General features: G+C 70.5%; 17 protein-coding genes. 13 read left to right on the top strand and 4 right to left on the bottom strand.

Annotation, left to right across the window (positions count from 1 at the left end):
* The first annotated feature begins 144 nt into the window (after positions 1 to 144).
* Positions 145 to 2103 carry a DUF1800 domain-containing protein gene (locus ACQP00_RS01110; protein WP_433212991.1) on the top strand — a complete coding sequence of 653 codons (1959 nt, stop codon included), beginning with the start codon at positions 145 to 147 and terminating at the stop codon, positions 2101 to 2103.
* A gap of 22 nt (positions 2104 to 2125) precedes the next feature.
* The gene (locus tag ACQP00_RS01115; RefSeq protein ID WP_433212994.1) at positions 2126 to 3493 is read left to right on the top strand and encodes a DUF1501 domain-containing protein; all 1368 of its coding nucleotides are present in this window, start codon (positions 2126 to 2128) and stop codon (positions 3491 to 3493) included.
* A 418-nt stretch (positions 3494 to 3911) separates the two neighbouring features.
* Here the strand turns inward: ACQP00_RS01115 and acs are convergent, their stop codons facing one another.
* A complete protein-coding gene (gene acs, locus ACQP00_RS01120) occupies positions 3912 to 5876 on the bottom strand; it encodes an acetate--CoA ligase (protein WP_433212997.1) in 1965 nt (654 codons plus the stop codon).
* A gap of 119 nt (positions 5877 to 5995) precedes the next feature.
* On the opposite strand from acs, the gene ACQP00_RS01125 reads away from it, so the two are divergent.
* A complete protein-coding gene (locus ACQP00_RS01125) occupies positions 5996 to 6733 on the top strand; it encodes an oxidoreductase (RefSeq protein ID WP_433213000.1) in 738 nt (245 codons plus the stop codon).
* Between the two features lie 24 nt (positions 6734 to 6757).
* Here the strand turns inward: ACQP00_RS01125 and ACQP00_RS01130 are convergent, their stop codons facing one another.
* Together ACQP00_RS01130 and ACQP00_RS01135 are read right to left on the bottom strand one after the other, a co-directional pair.
* The gene (locus ACQP00_RS01130; protein ID WP_433213003.1) at positions 6758 to 7042 is read right to left on the bottom strand and encodes a hypothetical protein; all 285 of its coding nucleotides are present in this window, start codon (positions 7040 to 7042) and stop codon (positions 6758 to 6760) included.
* Between the two features lie 359 nt (positions 7043 to 7401).
* Complete coding sequence (locus ACQP00_RS01135; protein ID WP_433223616.1) at positions 7402 to 8217, bottom strand: HAD family hydrolase; 816 nt, start codon at positions 8215 to 8217, stop codon at positions 7402 to 7404.
* 700 nt (positions 8218 to 8917) lie between these two features.
* On the opposite strand from ACQP00_RS01135, the gene ssd reads away from it, so the two are divergent.
* The 7 genes from ssd to ACQP00_RS01170 all read left to right on the top strand — a co-directional run bounded on the left by ssd (position 8918) and on the right by ACQP00_RS01170 (position 14438).
* On the top strand, positions 8918 to 9988 hold the full coding sequence (gene ssd, locus ACQP00_RS01140; RefSeq protein ID WP_433213006.1) for a septum site-determining protein Ssd: 1071 nt from the start codon (positions 8918 to 8920) through the stop codon (positions 9986 to 9988).
* Complete coding sequence (locus ACQP00_RS01145; protein WP_433213009.1) at positions 9985 to 11157, top strand: TadA family conjugal transfer-associated ATPase; 1173 nt, start codon at positions 9985 to 9987, stop codon at positions 11155 to 11157. The genes ssd and ACQP00_RS01145 overlap by 4 nt, the downstream gene beginning before the upstream one ends.
* The gene (locus tag ACQP00_RS01150) at positions 11154 to 11945 is read left to right on the top strand and encodes a type II secretion system F family protein (RefSeq protein WP_433213012.1); all 792 of its coding nucleotides are present in this window, start codon (positions 11154 to 11156) and stop codon (positions 11943 to 11945) included. Before ACQP00_RS01145 ends, ACQP00_RS01150 begins: the two co-directional genes overlap by 4 nt.
* Positions 11946 to 12186: 241 nt before the next feature.
* Entirely contained in the window at positions 12187 to 12711 is a 525-nt protein-coding gene (locus ACQP00_RS01155) for a type II secretion system F family protein (RefSeq protein ID WP_433213015.1), read from the top strand.
* Between the two features lie 34 nt (positions 12712 to 12745).
* Positions 12746 to 12925: a hypothetical protein gene (locus tag ACQP00_RS01160; protein WP_433213018.1), complete on the top strand. Its 180-nt coding sequence runs from the start codon at positions 12746 to 12748 to the stop codon at positions 12923 to 12925.
* A gap of 484 nt (positions 12926 to 13409) precedes the next feature.
* On the top strand, positions 13410 to 13655 hold the full coding sequence (locus ACQP00_RS01165; RefSeq protein ID WP_433223618.1) for a hypothetical protein: 246 nt from the start codon (positions 13410 to 13412) through the stop codon (positions 13653 to 13655).
* A gap of 330 nt (positions 13656 to 13985) precedes the next feature.
* Entirely contained in the window at positions 13986 to 14438 is a 453-nt protein-coding gene (locus ACQP00_RS01170) for an Rv3654c family TadE-like protein (protein ID WP_433223620.1), read from the top strand.
* A 91-nt stretch (positions 14439 to 14529) separates the two neighbouring features.
* On the opposite strand, the gene ACQP00_RS01175 is transcribed toward ACQP00_RS01170, so the two are convergent.
* Positions 14530 to 16731, bottom strand: coding sequence for a DEAD/DEAH box helicase (locus ACQP00_RS01175; protein WP_433213021.1), 2202 nt, complete (start codon positions 16729 to 16731; stop codon positions 14530 to 14532).
* Positions 16732 to 16883: 152 nt separating this feature from the next.
* Between ACQP00_RS01175 and ACQP00_RS01180 the strand changes: the two genes are divergently transcribed.
* The 3 genes from ACQP00_RS01180 (at position 16884) to ACQP00_RS01190 (ending at position 20325) form a co-directional block, all read left to right on the top strand.
* Positions 16884 to 17246, top strand: coding sequence for an STAS domain-containing protein (locus ACQP00_RS01180; RefSeq protein ID WP_433054821.1), 363 nt, complete (start codon positions 16884 to 16886; stop codon positions 17244 to 17246).
* Positions 17247 to 17250: 4 nt separating this feature from the next.
* Complete coding sequence (locus ACQP00_RS01185; RefSeq protein ID WP_433213024.1) at positions 17251 to 17727, top strand: ATP-binding protein; 477 nt, start codon at positions 17251 to 17253, stop codon at positions 17725 to 17727.
* Positions 17728 to 17946: 219 nt separating this feature from the next.
* Positions 17947 to 20325 (top strand): sodium-translocating pyrophosphatase, encoded by a 2379-nt coding sequence (locus ACQP00_RS01190; RefSeq protein ID WP_433213027.1) that lies wholly within the window; start codon positions 17947 to 17949, stop codon positions 20323 to 20325.
* Positions 20326 to 20350: the final 25 nt, after the last annotated feature.

A 20350-nucleotide genomic window follows, 5' to 3' on the forward strand; every position in this document is an offset into this window, starting at 1 on the left:
TCACAACGGACGTGACCTTGGGTCACGGCAATTGTCTTAAGTCCTGGTCAGCGCGCTTCAAGCGTCGGTTGTACGGCTCCTGAGCAGCAACTACCTTCCGATCGACAAATATGCGCGCCCCATTCGTCTGATCGGGACCGGTAGATGAACGAGCGTTACGACCCGTATTCCGACTCGTACTACGAGTCCGGGTACGAGGACCAGACCGGCCGCCAGGACCGCCGCGGCTACCGTGATCCCCGCGTGCCCGCTGACCGCGGTGGCTCCGGTCCGCACTTCTATGACCCGAACGCGCGCGGCGGTGGCCGCGACGTGCTGCCGGACATCGACGACGAGGACGAGTACGACGAGGAGCCCTCGAAGTGGCGCCGCCGTACCGCCATGGTCGCGATCGGCGGTGGCGCGGCCGCGCTGATCGGCGGCGGGGCCTACGCGGTGACCCAGTTCTTCGGCAAGGGCGGTGGCGGCCCCGGCAGCAACCCGGCCGCGGCCGAGCCGCCGATCGACAACACCGTTCCGGCGTACGTCGACCAGAACCAGAGCCTCATGAACGGCGAGGCCGGCCTGGGCGTCCGCAAGAACACCCCGACCACCGGCTCGTCGTTCGGCACCCCGGCCGACGCCGCCAAGAACGCGCAGGTCAAGGCCAACACGGTGCTGCCGAAGAAGGACCCGGTGCGGCACCTGGCCAGCCGGCTCACGTTCGGCCCCAACGCCAAGGTCATCAGCGACATCAACAAGCTGGGGATCAACGGCTGGATCGACAAGCAGATGAAGCCGGAGACGATCGCGCTGACCCGCGGTGAGCAGAAGGCCGACGCCGAGCTCGTCACCTACGGCATGTCGTACGACCAGCTCAAGGCCCAGCGCGACGACCTGGACAAGAAGGGCATCCACGCGGATGACCAGAACGTCCGGTACACCATCGCCAAGCAGATCTTCTCCGACCGCCAGCTCTTCGAGATGATGGTCGACTTCTTCAACGACTACTTGCACGTCGCCGCGTTCCACGACAACAACGAGCTGACCCGCGCCTCGTTCGACCGCGACGTCATCCGCAAGTACGCGCTGGGCAACTACGTCGACATGTTCGTCGCGGCGAACAAGCACCCGTCGCTGCTGATCTACCTCGACCAGCAGCAGTCGACCAAGGACCAGATCAACGAGAACCTGGCCCGCGAGAACCTCGAGCTGTACACCGTCGGCGCCTTCAACGGGTACACCGAGACCGACGTGCGCCAGGCCGCCATGCTGCAGACCGGGCGGAGCGTGCGGGACAACCAGTACGTGTACCGGCCGGAGCAGCACTACGTCGGGCCCGTGAAGATCATGGGCTTCTCGCACCCGAACGGCGACGCGGCCGGCGGCGAGGCGGTGCAGGAGGCCTACTTCCGGTACATCGCGCTGCACCCGAACACCGCGCGCTACATGGCGCAGAACCTCGCGACGCGGTTCGTGTCCGACACCCCGCCGAAGACGCTCGTCGACGCCATGGCCAAGACCTACGTCGACAAGAAGAGCAACATTCCGGCGGTACTGATGACGATGCTCTCCCGGACCGAGTTCTGGGAGTCCGTCGGGCAGAAGGTGCGCCGGCCGGGCGAGTACCTGGCCGCGACCTACCGCGCGCTGGACATCGGCGCCGACGCCCCGGCCACGTTCACGTCGAGCAACACCAACATGAGCCCGATGGTCCAGGGCCTCGGTGACATCATGCGCAAGCTCGAGGAGTTCGGCCACGCGCCGATGGAGCTGCCGACGCCGAACGGGTACGCCGACGTGTATGTCGCCTGGACCTCGGCCGGCACCATGGTCAACCAGTGGAACGACGCGTACACCGCGATCACCGGCGGCCGGCGCCAGTTCACGTGGACCAAGCCCGAGGCGCTCATCGCGAACCCTCCGGCCACCGCGGGGGCCTACCTCGACGCGCTCACCAAGAAGCTGATCAACGTCACGCTCGACAACGACCGCAAGACCGCGATCCTGCACATCGTCAACCCGACGATGACCGCATCGACTCCCGTGGACGCCACCTTCAACGGCGGCATCGCGGCGATCGTGCGCGCGATCTTCGCCACTCCCCACCACCACCTGCGGTAGGCGGCACACCATGGAGAAGCCAGTGCGGAACAACTCGCTCCACCCGGAGGTCCCGGACCTGCTGCGGCTCGGCCCCAACCGCTTCGAGTCCGCGCTTCGGGCCGAGGCCGAGGTGGTCAAGGAAGAGCAGAAGAGCGTCCGTCATCGGTACCTCGAGCTGGCCCGCCAGGAGGACCAGCAGGAGGACGGCCGGGGTGTGACCCGCCGCCGGTTCGTGGTGGGCGCCGCGGCCACCACCACGGCCCTGGCGACCAGCCAGTTCATCACCACCCAGGCCTCGTTCGCGGCCACCCCGACGGGCACGCTCATCCACGTGTTCCTCTACGGCGGGGCCGACGCGCTGAGCCTGTTCGCGCCGATGAACGACGCCACCCTGAACCGGGTCCGGCCGAGCTTCACGCTGCCGAACACCTCGATCGCCCTCGACCGCGGGTTCGGCCTCAACGAGTCGTTCGCGCCGCTCAAGAAGTACCTAGACGCCGGTCAGCTCGCGTTCATCCCGGCCGTCAGCGACCGCCGGCTCGACCGCAGCCACTTCGCCGCCCAGGACACCTGCCAGCTCGGCGGCCTCCCGGCCGAGACGGGCGGCATGGGCTGGCTGACCAACCTGGCTGACAAACTCGGCCCCGGTACCGCCTTCCGCGCCGTCGGCATCGGCTCGACCCTGCCCCGCTCGCTCGTCGGCGGCGGCGGCGCCCTGGCCCTCAACAGCGTGGCGTCCCTGAACGTGAACGGCGACGGCAAGTTCAAGCAGCCGACCGTCGACGCGATCAAGACCCTCTTCACCGGCATCGACCACCCGATCGCGACCCCGGTCCGCGCCGGCATCGACGCTTTGACGCTGGCCAGCAAGCTCGCGCAGGAGGGGTACACGCCGGCCAACAACGTGAAGTACACCGGCGTGGGCAACGCTTTCAAGGAGCTCGCCCAGCTCATCAAGGGCGGCGCCAACGTCCGTATCGCCACCATCGGCATGGGCGGCTGGGACACCCACGAGAACCAGGGCACCCGCGGCGGCTACCTCGCCCAGCACTTCGGCGAACTGGCCACCGGCATGGCGGCGTTCTTCGACGACCTCGGCCCCGACCTCTCCTCCAACGTGACCGTCATGGTCTCGAGCGAGTTCGGCCGCCGCGTCGCCGAGAACGGCGGCGGCACCGACCACGGCAAGGGCGGCGGCGTCATCGTGCTGTCCGGCAAGAAGGTGGCGGGCAAGCTGCTCGGCACCTGGAACGGCCTCGACACCCTGACCAACGGCGACGTGCCCGAGTTCAACAACATGTTCTCGGTCTTCGGCTCGGTGGCGCAGGGCCGCTTCGGACTGACGGATGCCGAGGTGGGGCAGATCTTCCCGCGGCAGACCTACACTCCAGTGAAGATCTACGCGTAGCTCCACCTACGCGTCTTAAGGGGCGGCCCCGGCCCGGGGGCCGCCCCATTTCACGTCTCCGGCCAACGCCCTTTGGCTCCACAACGGCGACAGCACCGTGCTTGGGCCTTCGCAGGCGGGCCTGAGCCGCGAGACATCGCACGGGGCCCCAAGACGGCGCTGGGTTGCGTCGTCGTGCGGCGCTGCATGTCGAGGCGCCGGGCGGACGGTGCCTCATTCCGTGCGCGTGTCGTGTGCTGCGGCGTCGTCGTGTGTTGCGTGTCGTCATGTGTCGTTGGGCGGCGTCGGCCCACGTGGTTGCTGGTGGCCAGAGCCGCTGTGCCGCCGGCCGGTGTCGCTGGGTGTCGTTGTGCGTTGGTTGGCCGTTGCCGGGCGCCCGGAAGGAAGCGTGGGCGCCCAGCGAGCCGGCGGAGTGCGGTCAGTCCTCGGACTTGTTTGACTGCATGCCGGACGAGATCAGGTCCATCACCGTTGAGTCCTGGAGGGTGGTGACGTCGCCGAGGCTGCGGTTTTCGGCTACGTCGCGCAGGAGGCGGCGCATGATTTTGCCGGAGCGGGTCTTCGGGAGCTCCGCGACGAGCATGATTTGGCGGGGCTTGGCGATCGGGCCGAGGGTCTTGGCGACGTGGTTGCGCAGCTCCTGGATCAGGGCCTCGCCGGCCTCGCCCTCGGTCTCGACGCCGCCGCGCGGGATGGTGAAGGCGACGATTGCCTGGCCCGTGGTCGGGTCCGTGGCGCCGACCACCGCGGCCTCGGCGACCTTCGGGTGGCTGACCAGGGCCGACTCGACCTCGGTGGTGGAGATGTTGTGGCCCGAGACGAGCATGACGTCGTCTACGCGGCCCAGGAGCCACAGGTCGCCGTCGGCGTCCTTCTTGGCGCCGTCGCCGGCGAAGTACATGCCTTCGAAGCGGGACCAGTAGGTCTCCTTGAAGCGGTTGTCGTCGCCCCAGATGGTGCGGAGCATCGAGGGCCAGGGCTCGCGCAGGACGAGGTAGCCGCCACCGCCGTTGGGGACCGAGTTGCCCTGGTCATCGACGACGTCGGCGGTGATGCCGGGCAGCGGGCGCATCGCCGAGCCGGGCTTGGCCGCCGTGACGCCGGGCAGCGGGGAGATCATGATGGCGCCGGTCTCGGTCTGCCACCACGTGTCCACGACGGGCGTGGTGCCGCCGCCGATGTTTTCGCGGTACCACATCCAGGCTTCTGGGTTGATCGGCTCGCCGACCGAGCCCAGCAGGCGCAGCGACGACAGGTCGAACTGCTTGGGGATGTCGTCGCCCCACTTCATGAACGTGCGGATCGCGGTGGGCGCGGTGTAGAGCAGCGTCACCTTGTACTTCTGCACGATCTCCCAGAACCGCCCGCGGTGCGGGGTGTCGGGGGTTCCCTCGTACATGACCTGCGTGGCGCCGTTGGACAGCGGCCCGTAGACGATGTAGCTGTGCCCGGTCACCCAGCCGATGTCGGCCGTGCACCAGTAGACGTCGCTGTCCGGCTTGAGGTCGAACACGGCGTGGTGGGTGAAGCTCGCCTGGGTCAGGTAGCCGCCGCTGGTGTGCAGGATGCCCTTCGGCTTGGCCGTCGTGCCGGACGTGTAGAGGATGAACAGCGGGTGCTCGGCGTCGAACGCCTGCGGGGTGTGCTCGGCCGAGGCGGTCTCCACCGTCTCGTGCCACCACAGGTCGCGCTCGTCGTGCCACTCGACGTCCTGCCCGGTGCGGCGCACCACGAGCACCTTCTCGATGCTGGGGGTGCGGGCGACCGCCTCGTCGACGATGCTCTTGAGGCCGCTGGGCTTGCCGCGGCGGAAGCCGCCGTCGGCGGTGATGACGATCTTCGCGCTGGCGTCGTCGATCCGGCCGCTGAGCGAGTCGGCCGAGAAGCCGCCGAAGACGACCGAGTGCGCGGCGCCGATGCGGGCGCAGGCGAGCATCGCGACCGCGGCCTCGGGGATCATCGGCAGGTAGATCGCGACCCGGTCGCCGGCGACGACGCCGAGGTCGGTGAGCGCGTTGGCGGCCTGGCAGACCGAGCGGTGCAGGTCGGAATACGTGATGGTGCGGGTGTCGCCCGGCTCGCCCTCGAAGTGGATGGCGACCTTGTCCCCACGGCCGGCCTCGATGTGCCGGTCGAGGCAGTTGTAGGCCACGTTGAGCTGCCCGCCGATGAACCATTTCGCGAACGGCGGGTTGGACCAGTCAAGCACCTGGTCCCATTCCTTGGCCCAGCTCAGCCGGTGCGCCTGCTGCTCCCAGAACGCGAGGCGGTCCGCCCGGGCCTCGGCATAGGCGCCTTCGGTGAGGTTGGCGGCGGCGGCGAACTCGGCAGGGGGCGGGAACTGCCGTGTCTCGTTGAGAAGGTTTTCCAAGGTCTCGCTCATCGGTGACGGCTCCTCGATGTGGTCCAGCTCTCGGTCTGAGGCTAGTTGGGGGGTGTGACAGAAAACAGGCGCCCGTTCTCTAAACTTTGTTCACAGTAGCGGCACGATACCGTCAACGGGTGCCGACGGACCCGCTCGCCCCGCTGCTTGATCTCGCCGACGTCCGCCCCGCGCTGGACCAGGCTCGCGCTGCGGTCGACGCCGCCATGCGACACCGGGCCCTGCGCCGCTCCGGCGGTCCCGTCGCGGCCGAGATCGCCCTGCGCACCTCGGTTGCCAGCGCCGCCCTCGACACCCACGGCTTCGACCTGGAGGGCGTGCGGGCGGGAGTCGTCACCGATCCGGTCGTACAAGGGGCGCTGCGTGTCACGGCATCGCTCGACGGGCTGACGGGCACGTGGGCCAAGGCGCCCCGGCAGGTGCTGGCCAAACTGCACACGCTCGTCGCGCGCGACGTGCTGACCGCCGAAGAGCTGGGCCGTCCCGTGGATGCTTCCGTGGTACCGAGGCTGGATGCGCTTTCCGCGCTCCTCGCCGGTGCGACGAGCGCTCCGGTGCTGTTGCAGGCGGCGGTGGTGCACGGGGAACTGCTGGCGCTGAAGGCCTTTGCCGGACCGAACGGCGTCGTGGCCCGGGCGGCGGCCCGGTTGACCCTGATCGCGGGCGGGTTGGACCCGCGCGGACTGCTGGCGATGGATGTCGGGCACCGCAGCCGCGAACCCGAGTACGTCGGGTCGTCGAACGCGTTTGCCACCGGTACACCCGACGGCCTTCGCTCTTGGCTCCGGCATTTCGCCGCGGCGACCGAGCGCGCCGCCGAGGAGCTGGTCGAGGTCTGCGAGAAGGCCGCGGAGTAGGGGGTCTCCGCGGCCTGTCCCGAATCAGGCCTTGCTTGCGCGGGCGGCCTTGACCACGTTGATGATCAGGATGATCGGCACGATGAAGACGTACCAGATCACGTAGACCGTCTCCGGCTGGCCGATGAGCAGGTACAGACCGTACGCGATGAAGGCCACGCCGATCACGATGTTCAGCACGCGCTGGCCGGTCGACTTGAGACCGAAGCCGACGGCGCCGATCGCGATGGCGATCAGGCCACTGACGCAGAGCAGACCGATGTAGGCCAGCTCCTGGCCCGCGCTGATCTCACCAAGGGCAGCGTTCATTTGGTGTTGCCTCCGGGGATGGAAATGGGGGTTTGGCTGCGACAGCGTAGAACGCAGAGCCAAATCCGTCTGCCCCGTCGGCAACGGTGAGCGACGATGCCCGGAAACAGTGGACGGCGCCTCGATTTGGAGGCGCCGTCACACACGTCCGACCGGGTTACCAGGCGTGCACCTCAAGTCCGTTGGCAGCGGTCCTCGCGGATCCGCTGTAACGCGCCTACCGCGGCTGATCGCTCGTGGGTGCCCGGCGGCCGTGCACGGGATCACGATGGCCGTAGCCCGTCTGACCTCGCTCTTCTTTTCTACGCCGCCCTCACCACGATCGGAACCCCCAGTCCCGAAGATGTGACTGGTGGGGCTCAGGTGGCGGCGATCTGCGCGCGGCGGGCCTTGCGATGTCTGGTGTACACCGCCAAGCCGATCGCCACCGCCGCTCCGAGTCCCAGCGCGGCCGCCGCCAGCGGTACGGCCGGCCGGTCGCGCAGCCGCTTGCTCAGCGGGATCGGGTGGCGGAACTCCAGCATCGGCCAGCCGCGCTCGATGGCCACCCGGCGCAGCCCGCGGTCCGGATTGACCGCCGTGGGGTGCCCGACCAGGCTCAGCAGCCCGGCGTCGGTCACCGAGTCGGAGTACGCGTAGCAGGCGGCCAGGTCGTAGTCCCGCTCGGACGCGAGTTCCTTGACCGCGACGACCTTGTTCGGCCCGGCCGCGTAGAAGTCGATCTCGCCGGTGTAACAGCCGTCGTCGCCGACGTTCATGCGGGTGGCGATGATGTCGGTGATGCCGAGCTGCTCGCCGATAGGTCGGACCATCTCGTCGCCGGAGGTCGACACGAGCACGACATCGCGGCCGGCCGCGCGGTGCTCCTCGATCAGCAACGCGGCCTCGGCGTAGATATACGGGTTGATCAGCTCGTCGAGCGTTTCCCGCACGATCTGCCGAACCTGCTCGGCGCGCCACCCTTTGACCAGTGCGGCCAGATAGTCCCTGGTGCGCGCCATGGTCTGCTCGTCCGAGCCGCCGCCGACGCGGAAAATCAGTTGTGCGTAGGCGCCTTTGATGACATCGCGGCGGCTGATCAGCCCATCGCGATAGAACGGTCGACCGAAGGCCAAGGCACTCGACTTGGCGATCACCGTTTTGTCCAGATCGAAAAACGCGGCGCTACGCCCCACGGCGGGCAAGTGTAGCGTTGCGGGGCGGTCCATGGCGCCCGGACTTGACCAAAGCCAGTCCAAAGGCCGACTGGATCACGCTCGGCTCTTAGGTGATCACGTCTCAGTTACCTCAGAGTGAAATATTGATTGGCGTCCTGGGCGTGTTGCGGCCACGTCCTACTCGACGTATGTGGGTCGACTCAGGCATGCTTATGTTTGCGACGAGGTTTCACGTCGACATGGCGGAGACCCGTTATTGACCCTCGGCGGTTGCACCCCCCGTAACCGCTGAGTGGGTTCGGCTCGACCCCCCCGGAGCCGAACCCCCGGCGACCCCCGTCACCCCCCGGCGGGGGTCGTCCCCTTCTCCGGCTCATTCGCGCGCAGTCGCATCCGAGCAGGTTGCCGGATTTCGGCCACATGGCCTTTTGGATGGTGGCTGCGAACTTTCGTCGCTATGCGCGGAGGTTAGCCAGCATTGACGCCGAGTGCTTTGTTGAGCGTTCACGGTTTTGACTTTTTATTCGGTACGGCAACGAGCCTACGCCCGTCCTGGCCCGGTTTGTCGGGGTTTCCATAGCAGATCGACTTGGGCCGTGGAAGTTATCCACAAGCGGCCGGTTATCCACAGATCATGGACGCGCGGCGAGCGGGCGACGGCGCGATGGGGCCAGGGTGAGCGCAGTCAGTCGAACCGCTCACGACCGTGGAGCCCTCCGTGCACCGACCATTGCTCGTCTCCGACGATCCCGCGCTGACCGATCACCTCGTCGACCTCGCCGCCCGGCACGCACTCGAGCTCGACGTGGCACCCGGCCCCGACGACGCCCGCCGCCGATATCCCTCCGCGCCGCTCGTGCTCATCGGCGACGGCGCCGTGCCGGCGTGGGTCCGGGCCGGCCTGCCCGAGCGGTCCGGGGTGATGCTGCTGAGCCACGGTCATGGGATGGATCGGCTCACCGGCCTCGCCGAGGAGGTGGGCGCCGAGCGGATCGTCCAGTTGCCGGCGGGCGTGGAATACCTCGTGCACGAACTCCGCCGCGTCAGCACCCGCACCGTGGTCGCCACCGACGTGCGCGGCCGCATCCTCGCCTGCATCGGCGGCCGCGGCGGCGCCGGCGCGACGGTTCTGGCTGCGGGACTCGCGCGCACCGCGGGCCGCGCGGGCCTGAGCACGCTGCTCGTCGACGCCGACCCGCTCGGCGGCGGGGCCGACCTCGCCCTCGGCTGGGAGAAGCTCAAGGGCCTGCGCTGGCCCGCGCTCACGGTCGGCGGCCCCGACCTGGACGCCGGCGCGCTGTTCGACGCCCTGCCCAGCCGCGACGGGGTGGCCCTGCTCTCGTGCGGGCGCGATCCGGACGCGGTCGACGGCCTGTCGCCCGCCGCGATGGCCGGTGCCCTCGGGGCCGGGGCCCGCGCCCGCGACCTGGTGGTGGCCGACCTGCCCCGGCGCCTCGACGACGCCGCAGCGCTCGCGTTGCGGGCGGCGGATCTGGTGCTGCTGGTCGTACCGGCGGAGATGCGCGCCTGCATGGCGGCCACCCGGGTCGCGGCGACGCTGCACCCGCACACCGACGCCGTGAAGCTCGTCGTGCGCGATCCGGGCCGCGTGCCGTCCGCGCAGATCGGCAAGGTGCTGCGGCTGCCGGTGGCGGGCGACCTGTATTCCGACCGCACCCTGCCCCACCGGGTCGACAGCGGCGACGGACCGCCGCCGGCCGGCAACGGTTCGCTCGTCCAGGTCTGCCGCAGCATCCTCGGCGACGTCGGGCTCGGAGCGGCGGCATGATCGAGCTCTCGGAGCGGGTACGCGCCCGGCTGGCCCCGAACGACGTCGACGCCTCGCCGGGCCGGGTGCTGGTCAACGACCTCGCGCTGCGCCAGATGGCGATCCGCCTCTCCGGCGAAATGAACGGCACGGGCCCGCTGGCCGCGCTGCTGGCCGATCCGACCGTCACCGACGTGCTGGTCAACGGGGCCGGCGAGGTCTGGGTCGACCGGGACAGGGGCGGCCTGCGGCGGGTGGCGGGACGGCTCGGCGACGAGGTGTACGTGCGCAAGCTCGCCCAGCACTTCGCCTCCAATGCCGGCCGCCGCCTCGACGACGCGAGCCCGTTCGTGGACGTGCGGCTGCCCGACGGCACGCGGATGCATGCGGTGCTGCCGCCGGTGGCGCTGGGCGGGCCGTACCTGTCGCTGCGCACGTTCCGGCGGCGCGCGTTCACCATCGAGCAGCTGGTCCGCTGCGGCACCTTCGATCCGGGCGCGGCGACGCTGCTCCGTGCGGTGGTGGAGGCGCGGCTGCCGTATCTGGTGACCGGGGGTACCGGCAGCGGCAAGACGACGGTGCTCGCCGCGCTGCTGTCCACGGTTCCGGTCGCCGAGCGGGTCGTGATCGTGGAGGACGCCGCGGAGCTCCGCCCGGCCCACCCGCACGTGGTCGGGCTGCAGGCCCGCGTGCCCAACGTCGAGGGCGCCGGCGAGGTGACCCTGCGCGACCTGGTGCGCCAGGCCCTGCGCATGCGCCCTGACCGCCTCGTCGTCGGCGAGTGCCGCGGCGCGGAGATCGTCGACCTCCTCGGCGCGCTGAACACCGGCCACGAGGGCGGCGCGGCGACGCTGCACGCCAATTCGCCCGCCGACGTGCCGGCCCGGCTGGAGGCGTTGGGGCTTCTCGGCGGAGTACCGCGGGCCGCCCTGCACGCCATGCTCGTCTCCGCCCTGCGGGTGGTGGTCCACCTGCAACGGTCCGGCAGCGGGCGCCGCGAGCTCACCGAGATCTGCGTCCTGGCGCCGCATGACGACCGTCGAACGGCGGTCGTGCTCACCGCGTGGCGGCGCGGCTCGGGCGTCGGACCGGCCTTCGCAGAGCTGTCCGAGCTGCTGGCCGCGCGCGGGGTCGACCCGCCGAAAGTGGGCGGGTGCTGGGAGTTCACGCCGGAAGAGGGCTGGCGATGAGTGCTCTCGATCTCGCGCTTTTCGCCGGTGTACTGCCAGTGGCTGGTTGGCTCGCCCACTGGCTTCGTGCCCGCCGGCCGTCGGCGCGGCTCGCCCGGGTCGCCCGGGAGCTGCACGCCCCGCGGCCTGCCCGCCGCCGGTTGGAGCTCCTGCTGTTGCGCCGCCCAGTCCTCGCGTGCGCGGCGGTGCTGGCGCCGATCGCGGGCGGAGGGCTCGCGGCCCTCGGCCCGGTCGCGGCAGTCGTCCTTCCCGTGTACTGCCTGCTGGCCCTCGCCGCGGTCCGCCGCCACCTGATCCGGCGCGATGCGGACCGGCTCGTCGCGGGGCTGCTGGACGCCGTGGATGCGACGGCCGAGGGGCTGCGGGCGGGCGCGCTGCCGGACGGTTCGACGGTTCCTCTCCACGGCGGCGGGGTGCACGAACGGTGGGCGGGCGCGGCGGTGGAGGTGGCGCGGGGGCGTCTCCTGGCCGCGTACCGGCTGAGCGAGCACCTCGGCGTCCCTTTGGTCGACCTGCTCGAACGGGTGGAGGCGGATCTGCGCGCGGCCCAGGCGTTGCGCGCGGAGATGTCGGCGCAGCTGGCGGGGGCGCAGACGTCGACGGCGGTGCTGATCCCGTTGCCGCTGCTGGGTTTGTGGGTCGGCTCGGCGATGGGCATCGATCCGGCCCAGTTGTTGCTGCACACGCCGCTGGGCGCGGCGTGCGCGCTGGCGGCGGTCGCGATGCAGTGCCTGGGCCTGCTGTGGACATCGCGCATGGTCCACACCGCGACGGCGGAGGTGCGGTGATGGGCGCCTGGGTCTGTTGCCGGGTGCCACTCGGGTCGCGGCTTGCGCTGTCCGTCGGCGGGTGGGTCGGGCGGCCGCCCAGTGAGGTGATGGGCGGCTTGACCGTCGGGCTGATCGTTCGGGGCCGGATGGTCTGCGCGGCGACGGCGGAGGTGCGGCGGTGAAAGGGTGGCGGCGGTGGACTCTTGCGGTGCTGGCCGGGGCTGGGATCGCGCTTGCTGTCGGAGGTGTCGCCGGGGTCGTGATCGGACTCGGCGTCGCCGGCGGGTGCCTGGTGCTGTTCGGGCGCCTCGAGCCGGCTCATGTGCGGCGCGAGCGGGCCACGGCGCGGTCGGACTTGCCGTTCGCGGCGGATCTGCTCGCCGCGGCGCTGCGGGCCGGGGCGCCGCCGGATCGGGCCGCGCTGGCCGTTGGGGAGGCGCTTGGCGGGCCGGTGGGGGCGCGGCTGGTGCTGGTCGGGCGGGCGTTGCGGCTCGGAGCGGTGCCCGCGACCGCCTGGGGGCACCTGGGCGATCTGCCCGGCGGGGCGCGGTTGGCCCGGGCCGCTACCCGCAGTGCCGAGCATGGCCTGGCGCTCACCCGGACGCTCGACCGGCAGGCGTCCGATCTGCGGGCGGCTCGGGCGGCTGCTGCGACTGCGGCGGTGCGGCGGGTCGGGGTGCTCGCGATCGTGCCGGTCGCGGTGTGTTTTCTGCCCGCGTTCGTGCTGGCCGGGGTGGTGCCGGTGCTGATCGCGGTGGTTCGGGACGTGTTTGCCGTGCTGTGAGGGTTCATCGACTTTGCGAGGGGGAGGTCTGTCCATGATCAATACGAGAGCGCGGTTCCTGGCCGTGGTGCGGGAGGACAAGGGGGCGTTGTCGATCGAGTACGCGGCGTTGGTCGTCATCGGGCTCGTGTTCGTCGGGGTGCTGCTGGGGCTGGCCCGGTCGGAGGGGATGCGGAACTACCTGGCCGGATTGCTCATGCAGCACGTGGCGTGAGCGCCGCGAGAACGGCGTGGACATGGTGAGAACCGCGGTCGGCGAGAGCGCTAGGAGAACCGCGGTCGGCGAGAGCGTCGGGAGAAACGCGGGCGGCGAGAGCGCTACGGAAACAGCGGCCGGAGGGAACGCCGGGAGAACTGCAGGCGGCGAGAGCGCTACAGAAACAGCGGCCGGCGAGAGTGCCGCGAGACCGGAGACGGCGGGAACGCCGCGAGGGAGAGGAGACGACGTGAGTGCGACGAGAGCGGCAGATGGCATGCATTCGGCGAGTGCAGGAGAGGGCGTGGGTGCTGTGCGGATGGGAGGTGGCGTGGGGATCGCGATCGGGCGGGCCGTTGTGCCGGTGCCCGAAGGTCGGAAAAGCGCTCAACATCGGCGGGAGAGACCGGGGGTGACCGGGCGGCGCGAGAGGGGGTCGGCGGCGCTTGAGGTGGCGTGTGCGGTGCCCGTGATTCTGCTGTTTCTGGTTTCCGGGATCGCCATGCTGGCTGCGATGACGGCCAAGATGTCGGCCGTCGACAGTGCCGGGGCTGCGGTGCGGGCGGTGGCGCGGGGTGAGCCGGTGCCGGAGCTGCGGGAAGGTACCGAGCTCATCGGGGTCGTCCACGACGGGGATCTGGTGCGGGTGACCGTGCGGCGGCAGGTGCCTACGCCGATCTTCGAGGGGTTCTACGTCGAGGAGACGGCGGTCGCCATGGCCGAGCCGCGCGCCGCCGGTGGGCCGTGAACAGCAAAGCCGGGGACGGGGGTGGCCATGGCCAAGCCGCGCACCGCCGGTGGGTCGTGAGCGGCAATGCCGGGGACGGCGGTGGCCGTGGCCGAGCCGCGCGCCGCCAGCGGGCCGTGAAGGTTGGGCCGTGAAGTGCGGGCCGTGAACGGCAAAGCGTGCGTCCGGGGGCCGGTCAATCGGGGCGCGCGGCATCTGCAGTCGTCGCCGAAGGCAAGGAGGCGGCGGCCGGTTGCTTGCGAGGCCACGAGGGGGTCGGTCTACGGCCGGGGACTGGTGCGACCACGTCCGCGTGAATCGAGGGTGGGTCGTGAGCGGGGGTCGGCGGCGGTGATCTGTCTCGGTGTCGGGCTGGCCTTGGCGGCGTTTGCGATTGGGATCTCGACCGGGGGCGGGGTTGTCGTGGCCGCGCATCGGGCTCGGAACGCGGCGGACGCCAGTGCGTTGGCCGGGGCGCTCACCGTGTCGGGTGGTCGGGCGGTGGCCTGCGCGGCGGCGGAGCGGCTGGCCGGGGAGAACCACGGGCGGATCACGGCCTGTGCGGTTAGCGGGCCGATCGTGACCGTGACGGTGGAGGTGTGGACGCGGACCGGGCTCAAGGCCCGCGCCAGCGCGCGAGCAGGACCCGTGGACAGCGTCCGCGCCGGGCCTGAAGAACGCGCCGGGCCTGAGGAAGAGGAAGTGGCCGGGCCTGAGGAAGGGGAAGCGGAGGAGAACCCGTGGGTCGTGCCGCGAAGGAGCGCGGTCAGCGGCGTCCGCGACGAACCACTGCGAAAGCCCTGAGGAGAGCAGCGAGGAGGGCAACGAGCGAACGTTGACACGCCGGCGCGACGGGGCTCGGACAAACGACCAAGGAGCCGAGCCCCGATCGGCGTCAGACGATGTGGCGCAGGACCAAGGTGAGCAGGCGCGCGGCCTCGGGCTTGTTGAGGGGGTTGTTGCCGTTGCCGCACTTCGGGGACTGCACGCACGACGGGCAGGCGTGCTCGCAGCGGCAGGCGCGAATTGCGTCGCGGGTTGCGGTCAGCCACAAGGGGGCGGTGTGGAAGGCGCGTTCTGCGAAGCCGGCGCCGCCGGGGTGGCCGTCGTACACGAAGATCGTGGGCAGGCCGGTGTCCGCGTGAGCTGCCGTTGACAGGCCGCCGATGTCCCAGCGGTCGCAGGTTGCCATCAGGGGCAGCAGGCCGATGGCGGCGTGCTCCGCCGCGTGCAGGGCGCCCGGCCACTCCAGGTCGGGAATGCCCAGCTCGTCCAGGGCGTCGGGGTCGATGGTCCACCAGACGGCCACGGTGCGCAGGACGCGCTCGGGCAGGTCCAGCGGCACTGTGTCGATGACCTCGCCGGACATGAGTTTGCGGCGTTGGTAGCTCACCACCTGGTTCGTCACCTCCACCTCGCCCAGGGACAGCGTGATGGGGCCCGTGACCCGGGACTCGCGGGTGGACAGGATCACCATCGAGGTGACGTCGCGGGGGTGGGTGCTCCAGTCCGGGTCCTCGGCGTGGACCAGGGCGCAGTTGTCGGCCAGGTCCAGCTTGTCGACCACGTAGGTGGCGCCGCGGTGGAGGTACACCGCGCCGTCGTGGACCTGCTGGTGGGCCGAGCCCGTGTCGACCGTGCCGAGCAGGCGGCCGGTCGACGACTCGACCACGGCGATCGGGCCGCCGCCCGCGCCGCGGAGGTCGACGTCTGGGCGGTCGCGTTCGGTCCAGTACCAGCCGGCCGGGCGTTTGCGGAGCATCCCTGCTGCTACCAGAGCGTCCAGGACATCGCGGGTGGTCGGGCCGAAGAGGTCGACGTCCGCTTCGGTGAGTGGGAGGTCCGCGGCGGCGCAGCAGAGTTGGGGGGCCAGGACGTGCGGGTTGGCGGGATCAAACACCGTTGCCTCGACCGGGCGACCGAAGAGCGCTTCCGGGTGATGGACGAGGTAGGTGTCGAGCGGGTCGTCGCGGGCGATCAACGTACAAGAGGCGGCTCTTCCTGCTCTTCCGGCGCGGCCGGCCTGCTGCCACAGGGAGGCGAGGGTGCCGGGGTAGCCGCACATGAGGACCGCGTCCAGGCCGGTGAGGTCGACTCCCAGTTCAAGAGCGTTGGTCGAGGCCAGGCCCAGGAGGCGGCCGTCCATCAAGTCGCGCTCCAGGGCCCTTCGGTCCTCGCGCAGGTAGCCGGCGCGGTAGGCCGCCACTCGCGAACCCAGGCCCGGCACGGCCACGTCCAGGTTGTGGCGGGCCATGGTGGCGACCAGCTCGGCGCCCTTGCGGGAGCGGACGAACGCCAGGGTTGGCACGCCCTGCGCCACCGAATCGGCCAGGAGGGCGGCGGTTTCGCTCAGGGAGGAGCGGCGGGGGCCGTCCTCGGTGAGGAGGGGTGGTTCCCACAGCTTGAAGGTGATCTCGCCGCGCGGCGAGAAATCATCAGCGAAGACCGCGAAGGGCAGGCCTGTCAGCTTCGATGCGTACGTTGCCGGGTCGCCCGAGGTGGCTGAGGCCAGGACGAAGGTGGGGGTGCTGCGGTAGCGGGCGGCGACCCGGCGCAGGCGGCGCAGGACGTGGGCGACGTGGGAGCCGAAGACGCCGCGGTAGGCGTGGGACTCGTCGACCACCACGAAGGCCAGGCCGCGCAGGAACCGCGACCAGGCGCCGTGGCCGGGCAGGATGCCGAAGTGCAGCATGTCGGGGTTGGTGAGGACCACCCGGGCGTGCTGGCGGACCCAGTCGCGCTCCTCCCGGGAGGTGTCGCCGTCGTACGTGGCCGGATAGAGGCTTGGCAGGCCCAGGTCGTTGAGGGAGCGCAGCTGGTCGGCGGCCAGGGCCTTGGTCGGCGCGATGTAGAGGACGGTGGCGCGGGGGTCGGTCCGGAGGCGGGCCAGGGCGGGCAGCTGGTACGCCAGCGACTTGCCCGAGCCGGTGCCGGTCGCGATCGCGGTGTGGGCGCCGCCCCAGGCCGCGGTGGCCGCCTCGGCCTGGTGGCGCCAGGGCTCGAAGCCGAAGGCCGACCGGACGTCCGCGGGCACCCAGTCGGGCCACGGGACCGTCGTTCCGGCGCGGCTGGCGAGCGTCTCGGTGTGGAGGAGCACCTCAGCACTCTAAAACACCTGTTCGAAGCGGAAATCACGGTACACGCCGGGCGGATGTGGGAAAGGGGGTGGAGCGTCGCCTGGCGAGGGCGTCGATGGTTAGATGCCCGTGGAGGGCTCGCACATTTCGGCCGCCAGAGGAGGAGGTCCGCATGGAGCTGTCGTTGTCGACGTACGACTCCGGCGACCACAAGGTGCTCGAGGTCGGCGGTGAGGTGGACGTCTACACCGCCCCACGCCTGCGCGAGAAGCTCGTGGAGCTTGTGGAGCAGGGCGCCCGGCACGTCGTGGTCGACCTGAGCCGGGTGGAGTTCCTCGACTCGACGGGGCTCGGCGTGCTCGTGGGTGCGCTGAAGCGGCTTCGCGCGGTCAACGGGACGTTCGGTCTGGTCTGCGCGCACGAGCGGCTGCTCAAGATCTTCCGGATCACCGCCCTGGATCGCGTGTTCCAGCTGTTCGACACCGTGCCCGACGCGATCGCCGCGACCGGCGCGGGCAACGACTCCCCGGCGTAGGTCCATGCCGACGGTACGACTCTCCTTCTCACCCGCACCGGCGCACGTCCGGACCGCCCGCCTGGTCGGCGTGGCCGTCGCGCGGCGCGCCGGCGTGGCCGAGGAGCTGCTCGAAGAGGTCCGGCTGGCGATCGGCGAGGCGTGCTCGCGGGCCGTCGCGCTGCACCGTTCGCACGGGCTCGACGACCTGGTCGACGTGGCGATGGCCGACGGCGACCGGTTCACCGTGCGGGTCGTGGACCGGGCGGCCAACGGCGCCATGGTGCACCGCGCCCCGCAGGACGACGCCGTCGTGCTGCTCTCCGATCCGGCTCTGCCGCTGACCACCCCGCCGGACCTGCTGGCGGAGGAGGCGGTCGCGGCCCGGATGGGTCTGGCCCTGCTGGCCGGCCTCGTGGACGACCTCAACGTGTCCGAATTATCCGAGGGAGTCGGGACTGAGGTCCGGATGTCGTGGCCCCTGGAGCGGTCCAGCGACTGAGCGCGTGACTAAATCGACAGAATGCGATTTGTGTAAACGCGCAAGTCGGTGTGACCACTGACACGCCATCCGGCTAGAGTACGGCGATCGTGTATGACGTCCCTGGTCACTGGGTACCTCGGTCGCTCAGCACGACTCCCCGAGCGAAAAAAGCGGGGAGAATCGCCGCCGGCCTGACCGCTCGCGGCGCTGTCATGTGTCGGTACAGGAGGACAACGAATGTCCGGATCACTCTCCGCAGCCGGAGAGATTTCCCTTTCCGGGAGCAATCTGACCTACATCGTCGTCGCGCTCGTCATCGCCCTTGTAGCGCTCGGCTTCGCCGCGGCGCTGGTCAGGGCGGTGCTCGCGACCGGGCGGGGCACACCCAAGATGCAGGAGATCGCCGGGGCGGTGCAGGAGGGCGCAAGCGCGTACCTCGTGCGCCAGTTCAAGACCCTCGGCATCTTCGTCGTCATCGCCGTGGTGCTGCTGTTTCTGCTCCCGGTCAACGACGCCGGTGACAACGAGACCCTGATCAAGATCGGCCGGTCGGCGTTCTTCGTCGTCGGTGCCGTGTTCTCGGCCTTCATCGGTGGCGCCGGCATGGCGCTGGCCACCCGCGCCAACCTGCGCGTCGCGGCGGCGGCCCGGGAGGACGGCGGCCGGGAGAAGGCGATGCAGATCGCCTTCCGCACCGGTGGTGTCGTCGGCTTCCTCACCGTGGGTCTGGGCCTGTTCGGCGCGGCCCTGGTGGTGCTCATCTTCAAGGACCGCGCGCCGATCGTGCTCGAGGGCTTCGGTTTCGGTGCGGCGCTGCTCGCGATGTTCATGCGGGTCGGCGGCGGCATCTTCACCAAGGCCGCCGACGTCGGCGCCGACCTGGTCGGCAAGGTCGAGAAGGGCATCCCCGAGGACGACCCGCGCAACGCGGCGACCATCGCCGACAACGTGGGCGACAACGTGGGTGACTGTGCCGGTATGGCGGCCGACCTGTTCGAGTCCTACGCCGTCACGCTGGTCGCGGCGCTGATCCTGGGCCGCGCCGCCTTCGGCGAGCAGGGCCTGGTGTTCCCGCTGATCGTCTCCACGATCGGCGTGTTCGTGGCGATCGTCGGCGTGGCGCTCACCCGCCTGCGCAAGTCCGACCGCAACGGGCTCGTCGCGATCAACCGGGCGTTCTACATCTCCGCCGTCGTCTCGGCGATCCTGGTCAGCGCGGCCGCCCTGTTCTACCTGCCGAGCAAGTGGACCGGCCTGGACGGCAGCACGACCGCGCTGGACACCCTCAAGACCGCGACCGGCGACGACGCCCCGCCGTTCGGTCCGCACATCACGGCCATCATCGCCGTCATCATCGGCATCGCGCTGGCCGCGATCATCCAGGCCCTCACGGGGTACTTCACCGAGACCGAGCGCCGCCCGGTCAAGGACATCGGCAAGAGCGCGCTGACCGGTCCCGCCACGGTCGTGCTCGCCGGCGTCAGCGTCGGCTTCGAGTCGGCCGTGTACTCCGCCATCGTCATCGGTGCGGGCGTCTTCGGCGCCTTCCTGCTCGGTGGCGGCTCGATCACCCTGTCGCTGTTCGCGGTCGCCATGGCCGGCACGGGCCTGCTCACCACGGTGGGCGTCATCGTCGCCATGGACACCTTCGGCCCGATCAGCGACAACGCGCAGGGCATCGCCGAGATGTCCGGCGACATCGACGAGACCGGGGCCCGCACCCTGACCGAGCTCGACGCCGTCGGCAACACCACCAAGGCGATCACCAAGGGCATCGCGATCGCCACGGCCGTGCTGGCCGCGACGGCGCTGTTCGGCTCGTACACGGACACCATGAAGACGGCCCTGGCCGATGCCGGCGAGAAGGCCGACGACGCCGCCACCGCGATCCTGCTCAACGTGGCCAACCCGGGCAACCTGGTCGGCCTGCTGATCGGCGCGGCGGTCGTGTTCCTGTTCTCCGGCCTCGCGATCAACGCCGTGGCCCGCTCCGCGGGTTCCGTCGTGTTCGAGGTCCGGCGGCAGTTCCGCGAGTTCCCGGGCATCATGGACTACTCGCAGCGTCCGGAGTACGGCAAGGTCGTCGACATCTGCACCCGCGACGCCCAGCGTGAGCTCGTCACGCCGGGTCTGCTCGCGGTCATGGCCCCCATCGCGGTCGGCTTCGGCCTCGGCGTGGGCCCGCTGGCGGCGTACCTCGCGGGTGCGATCGGCACCGGCACCCTGATGGCGGTCTTCCTGTCCAACTCCGGCGGCGCGTGGGACAACGCGAAGAAGCTGGTCGAGGACGGGGTGCACGGCGGCAAGGGCTCGCCGGCGCACGAGGCGACCATCATCGGCGACACGGTGGGCGACCCGTTCAAGGACACGGCCGGCCCGGCCATCAACCCGCTCATCAAGGTGATGAACCTGGTCGCCCTGCTGATCGCCCCCGGCGTGGTCACCCTGACCGTCGGCGGCGGCAACCAGGTCGCCCGCTACGCCATCGCGATCGTCGCGGTGCTGGTCATCGCCGGTGCGGTGGTCATGTCCAAGCGCAAGTCGGTCGCGGTCGACGCGGGTGACGGCAACGGCGCCTCCTCCACCGAGGCGGCTCCGGAGAAGGTCACCGCGTAACACCAGAACCAGCAAGAACGGCGCC

It is taken from the genome of Dactylosporangium sp. CS-047395 (genome assembly GCF_050942185.1).
Taxonomy (GTDB): Bacteria; Actinomycetota; Actinomycetes; order Mycobacteriales; family Micromonosporaceae; genus Dactylosporangium.